The sequence below is a fragment of the Actinomyces sp. ICM47 genome (genome assembly GCF_000278725.1).
GTDB lineage: Bacteria > Actinomycetota > Actinomycetes > Actinomycetales > Actinomycetaceae > Pauljensenia.
Window position 1 is genome coordinate 1 of the sequence record NZ_ALCA01000064.1, and the last position, 15260, is coordinate 15260.

12 protein-coding genes are annotated in these 15260 nt (G+C 67.6%); 9 read left to right on the forward strand and 3 right to left on the reverse strand.

Annotated elements, in window-relative coordinates; all coding sequences use genetic code 11:
- From HMPREF1136_RS03820 to HMPREF1136_RS03845, 6 genes are all read left to right on the forward strand, one after another.
- A partial coding sequence (locus HMPREF1136_RS03820; RefSeq protein WP_009648012.1) for a M20/M25/M40 family metallo-hydrolase occupies positions 1 to 678 on the forward strand: 678 nt, incomplete at its 5' end.
- A gap of 117 nt (positions 679 to 795) precedes the next feature.
- Entirely contained in the window at positions 796 to 2382 is a 1587-nt protein-coding gene (locus HMPREF1136_RS03825; RefSeq protein WP_009648015.1) for an ABC transporter substrate-binding protein, read from the forward strand.
- Entirely contained in the window at positions 2382 to 3332 is a 951-nt protein-coding gene (locus HMPREF1136_RS03830; protein WP_009648044.1) for an ABC transporter permease, read from the forward strand. The genes HMPREF1136_RS03825 and HMPREF1136_RS03830 overlap by 1 nt, the downstream gene beginning before the upstream one ends.
- Complete coding sequence (locus tag HMPREF1136_RS03835) at positions 3332 to 4189, forward strand: ABC transporter permease (RefSeq protein WP_009648043.1); 858 nt, start codon at positions 3332 to 3334, stop codon at positions 4187 to 4189. Before HMPREF1136_RS03830 ends, HMPREF1136_RS03835 begins: the two co-directional genes overlap by 1 nt.
- Positions 4186 to 5742, forward strand: a complete 1557-nt coding sequence (locus HMPREF1136_RS03840) for an ABC transporter ATP-binding protein (protein WP_009648023.1) — start codon at positions 4186 to 4188, stop codon at positions 5740 to 5742. Before HMPREF1136_RS03835 ends, HMPREF1136_RS03840 begins: the two co-directional genes overlap by 4 nt.
- Positions 5739 to 6845, forward strand: a complete 1107-nt coding sequence (locus HMPREF1136_RS03845) for a peptidase C39 family protein (RefSeq protein ID WP_009648011.1) — start codon at positions 5739 to 5741, stop codon at positions 6843 to 6845. The genes HMPREF1136_RS03840 and HMPREF1136_RS03845 overlap by 4 nt, the downstream gene beginning before the upstream one ends.
- An 88-nt stretch (positions 6846 to 6933) precedes the next feature.
- Here HMPREF1136_RS03845 and HMPREF1136_RS03850 read toward each other — a convergent pair whose 3' ends face one another.
- From HMPREF1136_RS03850 to HMPREF1136_RS03860, 3 genes are all read right to left on the reverse strand, one after another.
- Positions 6934 to 8298 carry a Na+/H+ antiporter family protein gene (locus HMPREF1136_RS03850; protein ID WP_009648034.1) on the reverse strand — a complete coding sequence of 455 codons (1365 nt, stop codon included), beginning with the start codon at positions 8296 to 8298 and terminating at the stop codon, positions 6934 to 6936.
- 78 nt (positions 8299 to 8376) lie between these two features.
- The gene (gene proC / locus HMPREF1136_RS03855) at positions 8377 to 9183 is read right to left on the reverse strand and encodes a pyrroline-5-carboxylate reductase (protein WP_009648027.1); all 807 of its coding nucleotides are present in this window, start codon (positions 9181 to 9183) and stop codon (positions 8377 to 8379) included.
- A gap of 162 nt (positions 9184 to 9345) precedes the next feature.
- The gene (locus HMPREF1136_RS03860) at positions 9346 to 11346 is read right to left on the reverse strand and encodes a helicase HerA-like domain-containing protein (RefSeq protein ID WP_034504796.1); all 2001 of its coding nucleotides are present in this window, start codon (positions 11344 to 11346) and stop codon (positions 9346 to 9348) included.
- A 236-nt stretch (positions 11347 to 11582) separates the two neighbouring features.
- On the opposite strand from HMPREF1136_RS03860, the gene HMPREF1136_RS03865 reads away from it, so the two are divergent.
- The 3 genes from HMPREF1136_RS03865 (at position 11583) to holA (ending at position 15214) form a co-directional block, all read left to right on the forward strand.
- On the forward strand, positions 11583 to 12356 hold the full coding sequence (locus HMPREF1136_RS03865; RefSeq protein ID WP_232204169.1) for a ComEA family DNA-binding protein: 774 nt from the start codon (positions 11583 to 11585) through the stop codon (positions 12354 to 12356).
- A gap of 140 nt (positions 12357 to 12496) precedes the next feature.
- Positions 12497 to 14035, forward strand: a complete 1539-nt coding sequence (locus HMPREF1136_RS03870; protein WP_034504798.1) for a ComEC/Rec2 family competence protein — start codon at positions 12497 to 12499, stop codon at positions 14033 to 14035.
- A 201-nt stretch (positions 14036 to 14236) separates the two neighbouring features.
- Positions 14237 to 15214 carry a DNA polymerase III subunit delta gene (gene holA, locus HMPREF1136_RS03875; RefSeq protein WP_009648016.1) on the forward strand — a complete coding sequence of 326 codons (978 nt, stop codon included), beginning with the start codon at positions 14237 to 14239 and terminating at the stop codon, positions 15212 to 15214.
- Positions 15215 to 15260: the final 46 nt, after the last annotated feature.

A 15260-nucleotide genomic window follows, 5' to 3' on the forward strand; every position in this document is an offset into this window, starting at 1 on the left:
GCCGTTGAGCGGCTCGCCCAGGTGAGCGCGGCGCTGTCCGCCGCCCGCTGGCCCACCGCCACGGACGAGGTCTGGGCTGGGTTTGTGCGCGCCTTCGAGTTCGAGGAAGCGACCGAAACGAGTCTCATCAACGGCACCTACGAGGGTGACTACGCCGAATTTGGCGATCTGGCGGCCTTCGCGCACGCCATCTCCCACGTGACTGTTGCCCAGACGGTCGCCCACTCGGGCGGGCCCATCAACGTCATGCCCTCCCACGCCACCCTCGAGCTGGACATTCGCACGCTGCCCGGCGTCGACGATGACGACGTGGACGCCGCCATCGTGGCGGCCCTCGGCGATCTCGCGGACCACGTGCATATCGAGCGCCTCCTCAGTGAACCCGCCACGGCCTCGTCGACCGACACCGACCTGTACCGGGCGATCAAGGCGGCCCTCGCCAGGCGCTACCCGGGCGCGAGCGTCGTCCCCGTCCTCATGCCCGGTGGGACCGACCTGCGCGTGGCCCGCAGGCACGGCGGCATCGGATACGGTTTCGGGGCCTACGACAGCGGGGCCAGCCTGGGCGACGTCTACGCCCAACTCCACGCACACGACGAACACATTGCGCTCGCGGACGTGCGCGCGACCGCCGAGGTGCTACACGACATCGTCACGCAGTACCTGACACATAGATGACAAGTAATCAACTACTGTTACAAATGGTCGCCTGACGAGGATCTTTCTCCCGAGACTTCTCCGGTGCATACGGTAGGTGTCGGCACTCCCGCCGCTACTAGACACAAGGAGACCCCGATGCACATCGCACGCATCCCACGAACAGCAGCCGCCCTCGCCTCCGTCGCTGCCATGATGTGTGCGACCCTGGCCGCCTGCGCGCCGTCGGGAGGAACGGCCCAGTCGGCTTCCCGCGAGGGAACCATCGCGGTCGGCTTGCCCGGATCCCTGTCCACCCTGGACACCGCGCACGAAACCGGCATCATCAACTACTACGTCGCGCAGGTCGTCTCCGAAGGACTGCTCGCCGTGGATAAGAACGGCCAGCTGATCCCCGCGATCGCCTCCTCGTACCACACGGACGACGCCCAGACGTGGGTCTTCGACATCCGCCCCGACGCCCTCTTCCAGGACGGCAACCCCGTCACTATCGACGACGTCCTCTTCTCCATCGACATCGCCAAAGACCCCGACAAGTCCCCGTCGTCGGCCAGCTACTGGCCCGCGGGCGTGCAGGCCGCCGGGAGCGGCGACAACCAGATCACGATCACCCTGCCCGCTCCCGCCGTTAACTTCGGGTGGACGGTCACCGCGAACGGCGGCCTATGGATCACCGAGAAATCCTTCTACGAGGCGGCCGCCTCCTACGGGTCCTCGGCCGACCTCATCATGGGGACAGGCCCCTACAAGGCCGTCTCCTTCCAGCCAGACTCCAAGGCTGTGTTCACAAAGAGCGGCACCTGGTGGGGCGGAGACACCCCCGCCCAGACCATCGAGTTCGACTTTTTCTCGGACGAGAACGCGCGCCTGCTCGCACATAAGAGCGGGCAGATCGACATCGCTACTCAGGTGCCCACCGACCAGGTCTCGCAATTCCAGGGCATAGACGGCGTGAACGTCCTGACTGAATCCGACCGCTCCTACGTGGGCCTCACCTTCGACCAAAACATCGAACCCTTCGACGATATCCACGTTCGCAAGGCCGTCGCCCACGCCGTCGACCGCGACACCATCGTCTCCTCGATCCTCAAGGGGCAGGCGAGCGTCGCCACGGGTATCGAGCCGCCGGACCAGCTGGGCAGCGAGATCGGCGAACAGGCGGCCGCGGACGCGCAGGCGGGCCTGCCCATTGACTCCTTCGACCTCGACGCCGCGCGCGCCGAACTCGCCCAGTCCAAGGTCCCCGGCGGTTTCAGCGCCGAACTCACCTACCCGTCCTCCATCCCGGACCTGGGCTCCACGGCGCTGGCGATTGCCGACAACCTCAAGCAGATCGGCGTCAACCTGACCGTCAGCTCCAAGCCCATCGAAGAATGGATCTCCGAGGTCGGCAGCGGCACCTACGGCCTGTCCTTCATGAGCTACACCTCCACGACGGGTGACCCGGGCGAGGTGGCCGGCTGGCTGCTGGGGCCCGACAACCCGGCGCGCTACGAGAACGCGCAGGTCCAGGCCCTCATCGCCTCACAGGCCACCCAGACCGACCCGAGCGCGCGCGTCACCGACATCGTCGAAGCCGAACGCATCGCACAGGACAACACGATCTACTCGCCGATCTGGTGGGGAAAGACTTCGACCGCCTTCTCCTCGCGCGTCACCCCAACGCAGTACACGCCCTACTTCTTCAACACCCCGTGGGCGGCCTCTCTGGAGCTGACGCGTTAATGCTGCGTTACATCCTGCGCCGCCTCACCGGGGCGGTAGTGGTGATGCTCGCCCTGTCCTTCCTGGTCTTCTCCCTCCTGTACCTGGTACCCGGAGATCCCGTGAAGATCCTGGTGGGCACGCGCCGCCTCACCCCCGAAGTCCGCCAGGCCGTGACCGCGCGCTACGGCCTCGACGAACCCCTTCTCCTGCGCTACTGGCATTGGCTGACCCGCGCGCTCACCGGCGACTTCGGGGACTCGGTGCGATCAGCGACCCCCGTCACGGATGTCCTCGCCTCCCGCGTCTCCCTCACCGCGTGGCTCACCATCGGAGCGTTCCTCCTGGCCGTCGCCGTCGGCATTCCCCTGGGAATCCTCGCCGCGCGACGCAAAGGAACGTGGGTCGACCGCACTATCGTCGGCTGGTCCGTCGTCGGCGTGTCCGCACCCGGCTTCGCCCTCGGACTCGTCCTCCTCTATGTTTTCGGACTCATGCTCGGCTGGTTCCCCGTTTTCGGCGAAGGCACCGGCCTGGCCGACACCCTCTGGCATCTCACCCTGCCCGCCATCGCCCTGGCCACCGGCATCGGTGCCATGCTCGTGCGCATCACGCGCGCAGCCGTCGGCGCAGAACTGAGCCAAGACTACGTGACCTTCGCGCGCTCGCGGGGTGTGCCGAGCCGCCGGATCACGGCCATGTACGTGCGGGGAGCGGCCCTGCCGATCCTGACCTCCGGCGGCCTGATCCTCGGGACGCTGTTCGGGTCGACGGTCCTGGTCGAGGAGGCGTTCTCCCTGCCCGGCCTCGGCCAGCTGCTCGCCGACTCCATCACCTACAAGGATGTGCCCGTCGTGCAGGCGATTGCGCTGCTCGTCGCGGTCGTCATCATCGCCGTGACGCTGATCGTTGACGTTGCCGCGTTCGCCGTCGATCCACGTCAGGCGGTGGGCGAGGGGAGGGGAGCGTGATGGCGGTGTCGTTGTCTCCTCGCGTCCTGGGACGAGGCCTGGGCTCGGCTGCGCGCCGCGTCCCCGGTTCCGTGGTCCTCTCCGTGGCGTTTCTTGGCCTGGTAGCCGTGTGCGTCCTCTTCTCCTCGGTGTTGGTGCCCGGCGCGTTGGACCAACACGTCGCCTTGGGCGTCACCCCGGCGGGAACGCCCGGCCACCTGCTGGGCACCGACAAGGTGGGGCGCGACGTCCTCGCCCTGACGGTTGCCGGTGCGCGCTCGGCGGTCGTCGGTCCTCTCGTCATCGCGGTGGGGTCCATGGCGGCCGGTCTGGTCTTCGGGATGAGCGCCGCGTGGTGGGGCGGGGCCTGGGATGCGTGCGTGTCTCGCTCCTGCGAGGTGCTGCTCTCGCTTCCCGTCACGCTCCTCGCGATCGTTGTCGCGGGTGTGATCGGCGGCAGCTACTGGGTGACGGTCGGCGTCCTTATCGTGCTCTTCGCGCCCTCGGACATCCGCATGATTCGCTCGGCGACCCTCGCGCAGAAGCCGCAGCCCTACATTGAAGCGACGCGGGTGCTGGGCCTGTCCGGCCCCCGTATCCTCGGCATCCACGTCCTGCCCAATATCACGCCGATTGTGTGGGCGAATCTCTTTGTCAACATCGCCTTCGCGCTCGTGTCCCTGTCCGGCCTGTCCTACCTGGGCCTGGGCGTCGGGGCACAAGACGCCGACTGGGGGCGACAGCTGGCCGACGGGCGCGCAATCCTCGCCCAGAACCCAGCCGCCGCGGTGGCTTCCGGCCTCGCCATCATCATCACAGCCACGGCGATCAACATCGCAGGGGATTGGGTCGCCGAACGACAGGAGGGCGAGCGATGAACCAGCCTCTGTCCGATTTTCCCAGCCACGGCCTCGTCGCCTCCCACGTGAGCGTGACCGACCGCGCTGGACACGTGATCGTCGACGACGTGAGCGTGCACGCGCGCCCCGGGCGCACTCTCGTCATCGTGGGTGAATCAGGCGCGGGCAAATCGATGCTCGCGCGCACGCTGTGCGCGCTGACGCCATCCGCGCTATCCGCCAGCGGAACGGTGTCGCTGGGTGGAGAAGACTACGACCTGGCGACCGATCAAGGACGCTTGAAGAAGCAGCGTGGGGGCGGCATCGTCTGGCTCCCGCAAGACCCCTTCACCTCGCTCGCTCCGACCATACGCTGCGCCAAGCAGGTGACGGCTGCCCGCACGGGCAGGCGCTCCGAGCGCGCCCAGCGTTCACGTGCGCTACTCGCAGAGGTTGGCCTCGACGCGCGCGTCGCCCGCTCGTACCCGCACGAGCTGTCGGGCGGCATGCGTCAACGCGTCGCCATCGCGGCCGCCCTCGACTCCGAGCCGGGGGTGCTCATCGCCGACGAGCCGACGACCGCCCTGGATGTCACGACGCAGCGCGACATCCTGACGCTGCTGACGCGCCTGCGCGACGAGCGCGGCATGACGCTCGTGCTGGTCACCCACGACCTGGCGCTCGCACGGCAGTTCGGCGACGACGTCATCGTCATGAAAGACGGCCAGATCGTCGAAGAGGGAGCAATCAACGAGGTGCTGGTGTCGCCGCGCCACGAGTACACGAAACGACTGGCTGACGCGGAGCCGCGGATCGATGGACCAAATCCGCGCGCGGGGCACGAGCCTCACGTGGGCGCAGACGTGGTTGTCGAGGTGCGAGACCTGACCAAGGTGTTCCGCTCACGCAAGGACACCCGCGTCGCCCTCAGGGGCGTCTCCCTCAACGTCGCACCGGGAGAATCCATCGGCATCGTCGGAGAATCCGGCTCGGGCAAGACGACGCTCGCGCGCATCATCGTCGGGCTGGAACACGCCGATTCGGGCACCGTGCGCGTGAACGCCCAGGCCGAACGAGGCCCCGCAGTCGGCATCGTCTTCCAAAACCCCTACTCGGCTCTCAACCCTGCGCGCACCATCGGCCAGACACTCGCCGAGGCGGCCGCCGTCGCCGGTCGACCGGCCAGCGATGTTCCCGACCTGCTCGCCGCCGTTGACCTGCCCGCCGAGTACGCGAAGCGCCGCCCAGCCCGCCTGTCGGGCGGGGAACGCCAGCGCGTGGCAATCGCGCGCGCCCTCGCCACGCGCCCGCGCGTCCTCATCGCCGACGAGGCCGTCTCCGCCCTCGACGTCTCCGTGCAGGCCTCCGTCCTGGAGCTACTCACGCGCCTGCAAACCGAGCAAGGCTTCGCCCTGCTCTTCATCACGCACGACCTGGCGGTCGCCCGAGCCATGTGCGACCGCCTCGTCGTCATGAAAGACGGGGTGGTCGTCGAACAAGGACGCACGGAGGAGATCCTGCGCCATCCCACGAAGGAATACACGGCCGACCTGCTCGCCGCCGTGCCCGGCCGTCAGGCGCAGTCGGCATGAGCGCTCGCCACAGCGTCGAAGCAACGCCGATCACACCCGGGGGCGGCGCGCGCGACCAACTACTCGCCCTCGGCGTGACCGACCACGACGCACAGCTCTGGGCCATGATGGGCCCCGCAGTGTCGGCCACACTGTGGACCTACAGGGACCACGCGCTGCTCGAAACCCACCGGGCCACATCCGCTCACCGAACAATCAGCGCAACCTGCCTCCTGCACGAGGCAGCAACGACAACCGAGAACGATACGCATACACCGCGCTGGGAGACTCTCATCCAGGCGGTCATCGACTCAGCGCCGAACGCCCCGCTGATCAAGGCCGTGTCACGCGAGACGAACTCCCGCTGGGAGGCCGCGCTGCGCTCGCGGGGCTTCGCGCCCGCTGGCGTCGTCGGCTCTCCGCTGTCCATCGAGGAACACTCTGATCACGGTCACGCGCTCGTACGCGCCTGGCTGCGATGGAACGGCCCGGGCGTGCCTATTCCTGCCTATGTTCGCCAGAAAACCGAGTTCACATGCGGACCTGCGAGCGCCCTCATGGCCCTCGCGCACGCCTGCGGTGCCGTTCCCGCCCAGGTCAGCCACGGCCTCGTCGAGGAGATGGAGCTGTGGCGCGAGGCCACGTATTCGCTCGGTGTGGGACCCTACGGGCTGGCATCCTCCCTGGCCAGGCGCGGTCTGGCGGTCGAAGTCCTCGTGACGCACGACGGTCCCGTCGTTGGGCTGATGCGTGCGCATGCTGCGTCGCCTGCTGTGCGTCGGGCGATCCACGACCAGCATGTGGACGAAGCGCGCGGCCTCGGGGTGCATGACCGCATCGGACCCGCCAGCCTCAAGGACCTGCGCGGGGCGTTGGCGAGCGGCAAACGCGCGATCATGCTGGTCGACTTGGAGAACCTGAACGGGGAGCCGACCCCACACTGGGTGTACGTGTGGGGGATCGTCGGTGACTGTGCGCTGGTCCACGACCCGTGGAACGATGAACAATTCGGCGAGACATGGGTGGAAACCTGGGCGGAGGCACTCACGCTGGAACAACTCTGGGAATCCGCCCAGTGGGAGGAAACCGCGCGGGCCAGGGCGTGCATACTCGTGACGCGCTGACGCGTCTGGCCTGGGCACACAACGAGGCCGGGGCCAGGTCACCTGAACAGTGAACCCGGCCCCGGCCTCGTGAAACGACGTGAAACGTTCAGAGAACCATCGCGGCGATCCAGCCGCCGATGAGCAGCGGAATGTTGTAGTGGATGAACTCGGGGATGACCGTGTCTCGCATGTGGTCGTGCTGACCATCCACGTTCAGACCGGCTGTCGGACCCAGCGTCGAGTCGGAGGCGGGGGAACCGGCATCGCCCAACGCGCCCGCCGTGCCGATGATTGCGACCGTGGCGGTGGCGGAGAAGCCCAGCGTCACGCACAGGGGCACGTAGATCGCGGAAATAATCGGCAGCGTCGAGAACGAAGAGCCGATGCCCATCGTGATGATCAGACCCACGAGCAGCATGATGACGGCGGCCAGCGCCTTGGAACCGTTGAACATCGCGGAGGTCTGCTCGACGAGGGGTTCGATCTGGCCCGAAGCCTTCAGGACAGCCGCGTAGCCCTGGGCGGTGATCATGATAAGGCCGATGAGGCTCATCATGCGCATGCCGCCAGAGAAGACGTCGTCCGCCTGCTGCCACGGCACGACGCGCATGGCGAGCATGAGGCACAGGCCCACGAGAGCGCCCACGAGGAGCGGGTCGGCCTCGGAGTCCATCTTGGTCAGGACAGCCTGGATGACGAAGCAGGCGACGAGGGCGATGACGGCCGCCCAGACCTTCTTCATGTCGATTGGCTTGTCATCTTGGGAGCTGAACTCTGTCTCGCGCTGCTCGTACTCGCGCGGCTTGCGGTAGGAGACCAGCAGGGCGATAGCGCAGCCCACGGCCATCGAGGCGGCCGGGATCGCCATGGCGGCCATCGGGTTGACGATGCCCTCGACGGGCAGGCCCGCGTCTTCAATATTCTTGTAGAGAATGTCGTGCAGGAAGATACGACCGAAGCCGATTGGCACGAACATGTAGGTGGTGACGATGCCGAAGGTGATTGCACAGGCGACCAGGCGGCGGTCCATCTTCAGCTCGTTCATGACTCCGATGAGCGGGGGTACCAGCAGCGGAATGAACGCGATGTGAATCGGGATGAGGTTCTGGCTCATCACGCCCATGACGAGGACGCCGCCGAGGATGCCCCACTTCACGGAGCGGGCGACGCGCGCCGAGTTCGACTGGTCGGCGTTGCGCAGCTTGGCGATGATCCAGTTCGCCAGCAGGCGCGGCAGACCCGAGTGGGCCACCGACATCGCGAACGCGCCGAGGAGGGCGTAGGACAGGGCGATCTTGGCGCCGCCGGCCAGGCCGTCCTGGAAGGCGACCATCGTGCCCGAAATACCCATTCCGGCCACCAGGCCGCCCACCAGCGAGGCGACGAAAAGCGAGATAACGACGTGCACGCGTGCGACGCTGAGGACCAGCATGACGATCACGGAGAGCACGACTGCGTTGAAAAGCAACATGAGTGTTCCTGTGTTGAGGGTGCGCGAAAGCGCCACGTGAGGTGGAGAAAGTAAGCCGCGTCGCGGCAGGTGGTGGTGTCAGCCGAGATGGGAATCGGCGTGGATGGAGGCGTCGACAGCACCTACCAGTGCGTTCGACAAACCACCTTCCTCGGCGGCCAGCAATCCTGCGATTGTGGTGCCGCCGGGGCTCGTCACCCGGTCAATGAGTTGCGCGGGGATTGTGCCCGCCTCGCGCTCAGCGAGGAGCAGCGTGGCGGCTCCCGCCATCGCCTGCGCCGCGATCTCGACGGCGCTGTCCTTGGACAGCCCGTACTTGAGGCCCGCGCGGGCGAACGTATCAATAATCTGGAAATACCAGGCCGGAGAGCACGAGGCCAGGGCCTGGAACACAGGGAAATAGTCCTCGTCAATGAGGATGGTTCGACCGACCGAGTTCATGAGGTCGCGCACGGCGTCCACCTGCGCGTCGCTGGTCCGGCAGGCGGTGAGGGCAGTCATGGACTGTCCGACGGTGGCCGCCACGTTCGGCATGACGCGAATGAGGGGGATGCCCGAGCCGAAATCCTGCGTGATCTGGTCGAGGGTGCGCCCGGCGGCCAGGGACACGACGCACGCGTCGGGGCGTCCGACCACGATGGAGTCGATCTCCTTGATAACCGTGCGCTGGTCCTTGGGCTTGACAGCCAGGATGATGATGTCAACCTGGCGTGCCAGGGACGTGTTCGACGACGCGGCGGTCGCGCCCAGCTCGTCGGCCAGGTCGCAGGCCTTAGCAGCCGTGCGGTTAGAGAAGACCAGCGTCGCAGGATCGACACCGGACGCGACGGCACCGCGAGCGATGGCCTGGGCCATGGCTCCCGTTCCGATAAATCCGATGCGCATGAGACTCTCCCTGCGAGTGTTGGTCACTTGCCACGCAGCCTACCCGCATTTTGCCTGCTCTTGGCGTGATGGTCGAACTGTGAGACGAGGCCGGGGCTGGTTTGCGTTGTCGAGCAACCCAGCCCCGGCCTCGTGGGGAAGAAAACGGTGGAAAATAGCGCGTCAGCGCTTGCGCGTGCCGAAGATCGAGCGTGTGATCTCACGGCCGGCGGTGCGCAGGACGGACCCGAGGACGTTTTCGACCTGGCGGGCGCGACGCTCGGCGGCTCGCTGGCGGGCTGCTTCCTCCTTCTCCTGCTGCTTTTCGACCTGTCGGCGCAAGCGTTCCATTTCCTTTTCTCGGGCGGCCTCTTCCTTGGCGGCGGCCTTCTCCGCTTCCTTGGCGGCCTTCTCGGCAGCCTTTTCGGCTTCCTTGGCCGCCTTTTCCGCTGCCTTCTCAGCCTCCTTGCGGGCCTTTTCTTCTTCCTTGGCGGCGGCCTCCTGGGCGGCCGCTTCCTCGCGGGCGGCCTGGGCCTCGGCGGCGCGGCGCTCGAGCTTCTCCTCGGCCGAATCCGGGTTCACGGCGTCGCGGTAGCGGCCCATGATGACGCTCGACTGGTTGATGCGCGCGAGCGTGTCGGCGGAGGCGGGACCCATGACGGAGGCGGGTGCCCAGATGCCGACGGGCGTGACCGGGGTGGGGTTACCCTTCGGGTCCAGGACGGTCACGACGGCCTCGCCCGTGCCCAGGGTGGTCAGGATCTCGTCGAGTTCCAGGGACGTCTTCGGGAAGGTCTGAACGGTCGCCTTGAGCTTCTTGAAGTCATCGGGCGTCGAGGCGCGCAGGCCGTGCTGGACGCGCGAACCGAGCTGGGCGAGCACGTCGGAGGGGATGTCCTTGGGCGTCTGGGTCACGAAGACGACGCCCACGCCCTTGGAGCGGATCAGGCGCACGGTTTGGACGACCTGACGCTCGAACTCCTTGGTGGCGTCCGCGAACAGCAGGTGGGCCTCGTCGAAGAAGAACACCAGTTTGGGGCGCGGCGCGTCGCCGACCTCGGGCAGTGTCGCGAACAGGTTGGCCAGCAGGTACATGATGACGGCGCTGACCAGGGCGGGGCGCGAGGAAATGTCGCCCACGCCCAGCAGGGAGATGATGCCGCGTCCGGTCGAATCCATGCGCATCAGGTCGGCCGTGTCGAAGCCGGGGGCACCGAAGAACTGGCCGCCGCCCTGGGACTCGAGCGCGGTCAGGGCGCGCAGGATGACACCGGCGGTGGCCTTGGAGACGCCGCCGATCGTCGCCAGCTCCTCCTTGCCCTCGTCCGAGGTCAGGAAGGAGATGACAGCGCGCAGATCCGGCAGATCCACGAGTTCGAGTCCCTGGCCGTCCGCCCACGCGAAGATCAGCTGCAGGGCCTGCTCCTGCGTCGTGTTCAGGGACAGTGCGCGGGCCAGCAGGATCGGGCCGAAGTCAGAGACCTCGGCGCGCACGGGCACGCCCGGGAACTGCGAATCCGCCCCACCCAGGCTCAGCAGCTCAATCGGGAAGGACGTGGGTGCCCACGCCTGGCCGTTAGCCGCGGTGCGGGACAGGAGCTTCTCCGAGCTGGCACCGGCCTCGGCCAGGCCCGTCAGGTCACCCTTGACGTCGCACAGGAGCACGGAGGAGCCGTTCGCGGACAGCCCCTCGGCGAGGAGCTGGAGCGTGCGGGTTTTGCCCGTGCCTGTCGCGCCGGCAACCAGCAGGTGACGGTTAAACATGGGAACCGGCATCGCAGCACTCACGCCGGGCACGCGCGTTCCGTCCTCGATGAGGGTGCCGATGGTGACCGCGGGGACGTCCCAGGAGTAGGCGGCCTTGATCCCTGAGGCGAACGCGGAGAGGCCGCCGGATACCTCGGACGAGGCCTGGGCCGCCTCACCCACGGATGCTGGCGCTTCGGGGGTGGTTTCGGCTGCTTCGACCTGGGAACGCAAAGCGTCGGCCGCTGCGCGGGCCACCTCGGCCTCAGCTGTTTCAGCACCCGCGGTGGCGGCAGGGGCATCCGCGGCGGCACCCGCTGCCTCGAGCTGGAGACGCAGCGCCTCTGCCTTCGCGCGGGCTGCCTCGGCCTCAGCCGCCTTCGCGGCGGCTTCAGCTTCGGCGAGGCGCGCCTTGAGATCTTCGATGTTCTCGCTCATGGTGTGGTCTTTCGGCTGTGGGCGCGGTGCGCCACTGTCTGTCGACGTTACCGACACAGTATCCCTTGGGATGACAATCCCATGCGCGCGATAACAGGGGAGAGCGCGTGTGGCTCCGTCCACAGGCGCGGTGCTCGTGTCGCGCATATCCACAGGGGGTTGCTCCGTGTCGCGCCCATCCACAGGCGAAAGCAGGCGGCGCGACACAGGCAAGGCGCTGGGCTTAGCGTCGACACATGAACCCTCCACGATGGATCGCACACCGCAGGATGGCAGCCCTGACGAAAGCCGTATACGACTCAGCGGTCAGCGACGACGATGACCCGCCCGAACCCACCTACGCGCGCCTGCTACCCGGCGGGACGACCGTCGCCGCACTCCTCATCGTCCTCGTCGCCCTCGCAGGCATCGGCGTGTGGAGAAACGCCCGGACCGCAGACGAAGCACACGCGAGTGAACAAGCCGCCGAGCAATCAGCCGAACGCCAGGCCGAAGAAACCACACGCCAGGACCCAGAGACGGCACCGGAAGGAAACGCGCCCAGCCGCCCCGCCTCCCACGCCTCGCCCGGTCCTCCCGGACCCGCAGGCCACGTCATCGTCTACGTCTCCGGAGCCGTCGCCACCCCCGGCGTCCTCACCCTGCCCGCCTCCTCCCGAGTCACCGACGCCATCACCGCCGCAGGAGGCGCCCTAGAAGACGCCGACCTCGACACCATCAACCTAGCCCGCCCCCTCACAGACGGCGAACACATACGCATCTCCCGAATCGGAGAAACACCACCGGCCCCCACGGCAAACGGCGACGCCACCCACCCCGCCTGCGTCCGCCTCGACACCGCCACCGCCACCGACCTACAAACCCTGCCCGGCATCGGCCCAGCCCTCGCCGAACGCATCATCAACTACCGTGCAACCCACCCCCACATCGCCACCGTCGACGCCCTCGACGACGTCCCCGGCATAGGCCCCTCCCTCATCGAAAAAATACGACCAGGCGTCTGCCCATGAACGGACAAAACGAGACAACAAACACCGGAGGAAACACGCGCACCCCCACCCCGCAGGGGCCACACACAGCAACATCCACGACCCCACCACCCGACACCACTCCGCGCGCACCCCACACCACGCACCAAAGCGCCCCACGCATGATCGACCTGCGCCTCCTCACCCCAGCCACCGCCACCTGGGCCACAACCTGGTGGGCCACCACCCACCCCGCACCCCACCCTCTCATCGCCACATGCGCGCTCGCTGCCGCCATCACCGCCACCTCCTACGCCTGGTCCCACAGGCACACACGCCCACCACGCCACGCCCTCACCCCACCGAGATCCCTCCGCCTAGCAGCCGCCCTCATCCTCGCAGCCACCGCGTGCGCGCTCGCGGTCGCCTCCGCTGCGGGACGCGCCTACCGTGATGACCCCGCGCGAATGGACTCCGGGCCGATCCACGCGCGGGTCCGGCTCGAGCGTGACCCGGCCCCGGCCTCGTCCGGTTTTTCGACGAAGCGTCGAGCGCGTGTGAGGATCCTCGCGGTGAGAGTGGGGGAGCGGTGGCTGGCCTCAGATGCTACCGCCCTGGTGAGTGCCCCGGGGTGGGAGGATGCAGCGCGCGGCGACGTCTACGAGATCTCTGGTAGTCTCGATGCCTCCTTCGCGGCCGCCGCTCCGTCCGTCGGCTCGATCCGAGCCCGGACCTCGATTCTCGCAGAGCGTCCCGGCGGCCTGGACGTCTGGAGACGGGACACACACCGGGCCTTCGCGCGTGCGTGCGAACATCTGGCCAGAGACGCGCGAGGCCTCGTTCCCGGCATGGCGATCGGTGACGACCGCCTGGTGCCCTCCGACCTGTCCGACGCCATGAAAGCCACCTCTCTCACGCACCTGACGGCTGTGTCCGGCTCCCACATCGTTATCATCCTGGCGGCCCTGACCCTGATCCTGCCTGCGCGCGTGCCCCTGCGCGTCGGCGCGACACTCGTGGTGCTGGGGACCATCGTTGTGCTCGTCGGACCGGAGGCCTCCGTCGTGCGCTCCGTGTGCGTCGCGTCGGTCGCGGCTCTTGGCTTGATCCTCGGACGCGAAGGGCAGGCCGTCGCAGCTCTCGGTGCCGTCGTCATCGGGACCCTCCTCATCGACCCGTGGGCTTCCCGATCCTACGGGTTCGCGCTCTCCGCGCTGGCGGCCCTGGCTGTCGTCGGACCCGCGGCTGCCATCGCCAGGAGCACGAAACGGCGTATCCGGGGAGACACGCGCATCGGTCGGGTCCTGCGTCGGCTGACCGAAATGGTGTGCGTGCCCGCCCTGGCCGAGTTCGCCACCGCGCCACTCGTCGTGTCCCTGTCGGGATCCGTGCCCGTGTGGGGGATCGCCGCCAACGTCGCCGCCGAGCCTGCGGTGCCCGTGGCCACGCTCGCGGGCCTGACGGGAGCCCTCCTCGCGCCCATCAGCCCCGGGGTCGCCGAATTCTGCGCGCGAGTGGCCTCCTGGGCGACCGGGTGGATCGCATTCTCCGCACGGTTCTTCGAGGGGATGCCAGGATCGGGGACACAGGTGCCAGGGGGAGCGCGGACCATCCTCTCTCTATACGCGTGCGCGGGATGCGGGTTCGCACTGTGGTGCGTGTGGCGGCGCTGGGTCGTTTCCCTCACGGACGAGGCCTGGGATCCTCGCGCGGACCCGTGACGATTGCGTGGAATACCGATGCCACGAGAGTGCATGTTCCCTCATCGGTGCCAGCTCCCCGGAGAACCCCTCTGTGCAAACCTTGGCCACAGGCGGTGACACCTGCCACGACTCATGTCCGCCCAGGGCAAAGGCGGACGCAGATGAGCGCCCGCGGTGGCAGACTTAGGGAGTTACCATCGCGTCGAAAGGCAGGAAGACGTGGCAGCACGCGGATCACGCTCGGCGGCACCCGCCCCCATTACGCTGGCCCCCATCGTGTTGATCAAGGGACCCGAGGGCCTTCTCGTCGACCGTGCCCTCGACCGGCTGCGCGCCCTGGCATACGAGGCTGACCCGAACCTGGAGCGCACCGACATCAACGCCGCCACCTACCAGGCAGGACAGATCGACGTCATCGCCTCGCCTTCCCTGTTCGGCGAGTCCCGCATGGTCATCATCCGCGACCTGGAAACGATGAGTGACGCCCTCGCGAACGACCTGATCGCCTACGCGGCAGCCCCCGCCCCCGACGTGTGGATGTTCCTGGCCCACCCCGGCGGCAATGCTCGCGGCAAGAAGGTCATCGACGTGATCACTAAGGCGAAATGGCCCGTGATCCCGGCCGATCCACTCAAAAACGACCGCGATAAGCTGGCACTCATCGCTTCCGACGTGCGAGCCGCGCACCGACAGATGGACACCGAAGCACAGCAGGCCCTTGTGGACGCGCTCGGTAATGACCCGCGTGCCATGGCCGGTGCCCTCGCCCAGCTGCTCTCCGACGTGAGCGGACGCATCACCCTCGAGGACGTGCGCCGCTACCAGGCCGGACGCGTCGAGGCCACCGGCTACGACGTCGCCGACGCGGCTGTCGCCGGAAACTCCGCCAAGGCCCTCACTCTTACGCGCCACGCCTTTGCGACAGGCATTGCCCCGCAGGTGCTCGTCGCCGCGCTGGCCATGAAGTTCCGCGCCATGGCGAAGGTATCTATCGGTGGCTCTGCGTCTGCCCTCAAAATGGCCCCCTGGCAGGTCGACCGTGCCCGGCGTGAGCTGCGCGGCTGGTCCGACGCCTCGCTGGCCGGGGCCTTCGGCGCGATCGCCACTGCCGACGCCGAAACGAAGGGCGCGTCGCGTGACCCGCAGCGTGCCATCGAAAAAGCAATCATCACTATCTGCAGGCTGCACGGACGCTGAGAAAGCGCCACGGCCTCGTCACCGAGAAGAAGAACGACGGAACTGA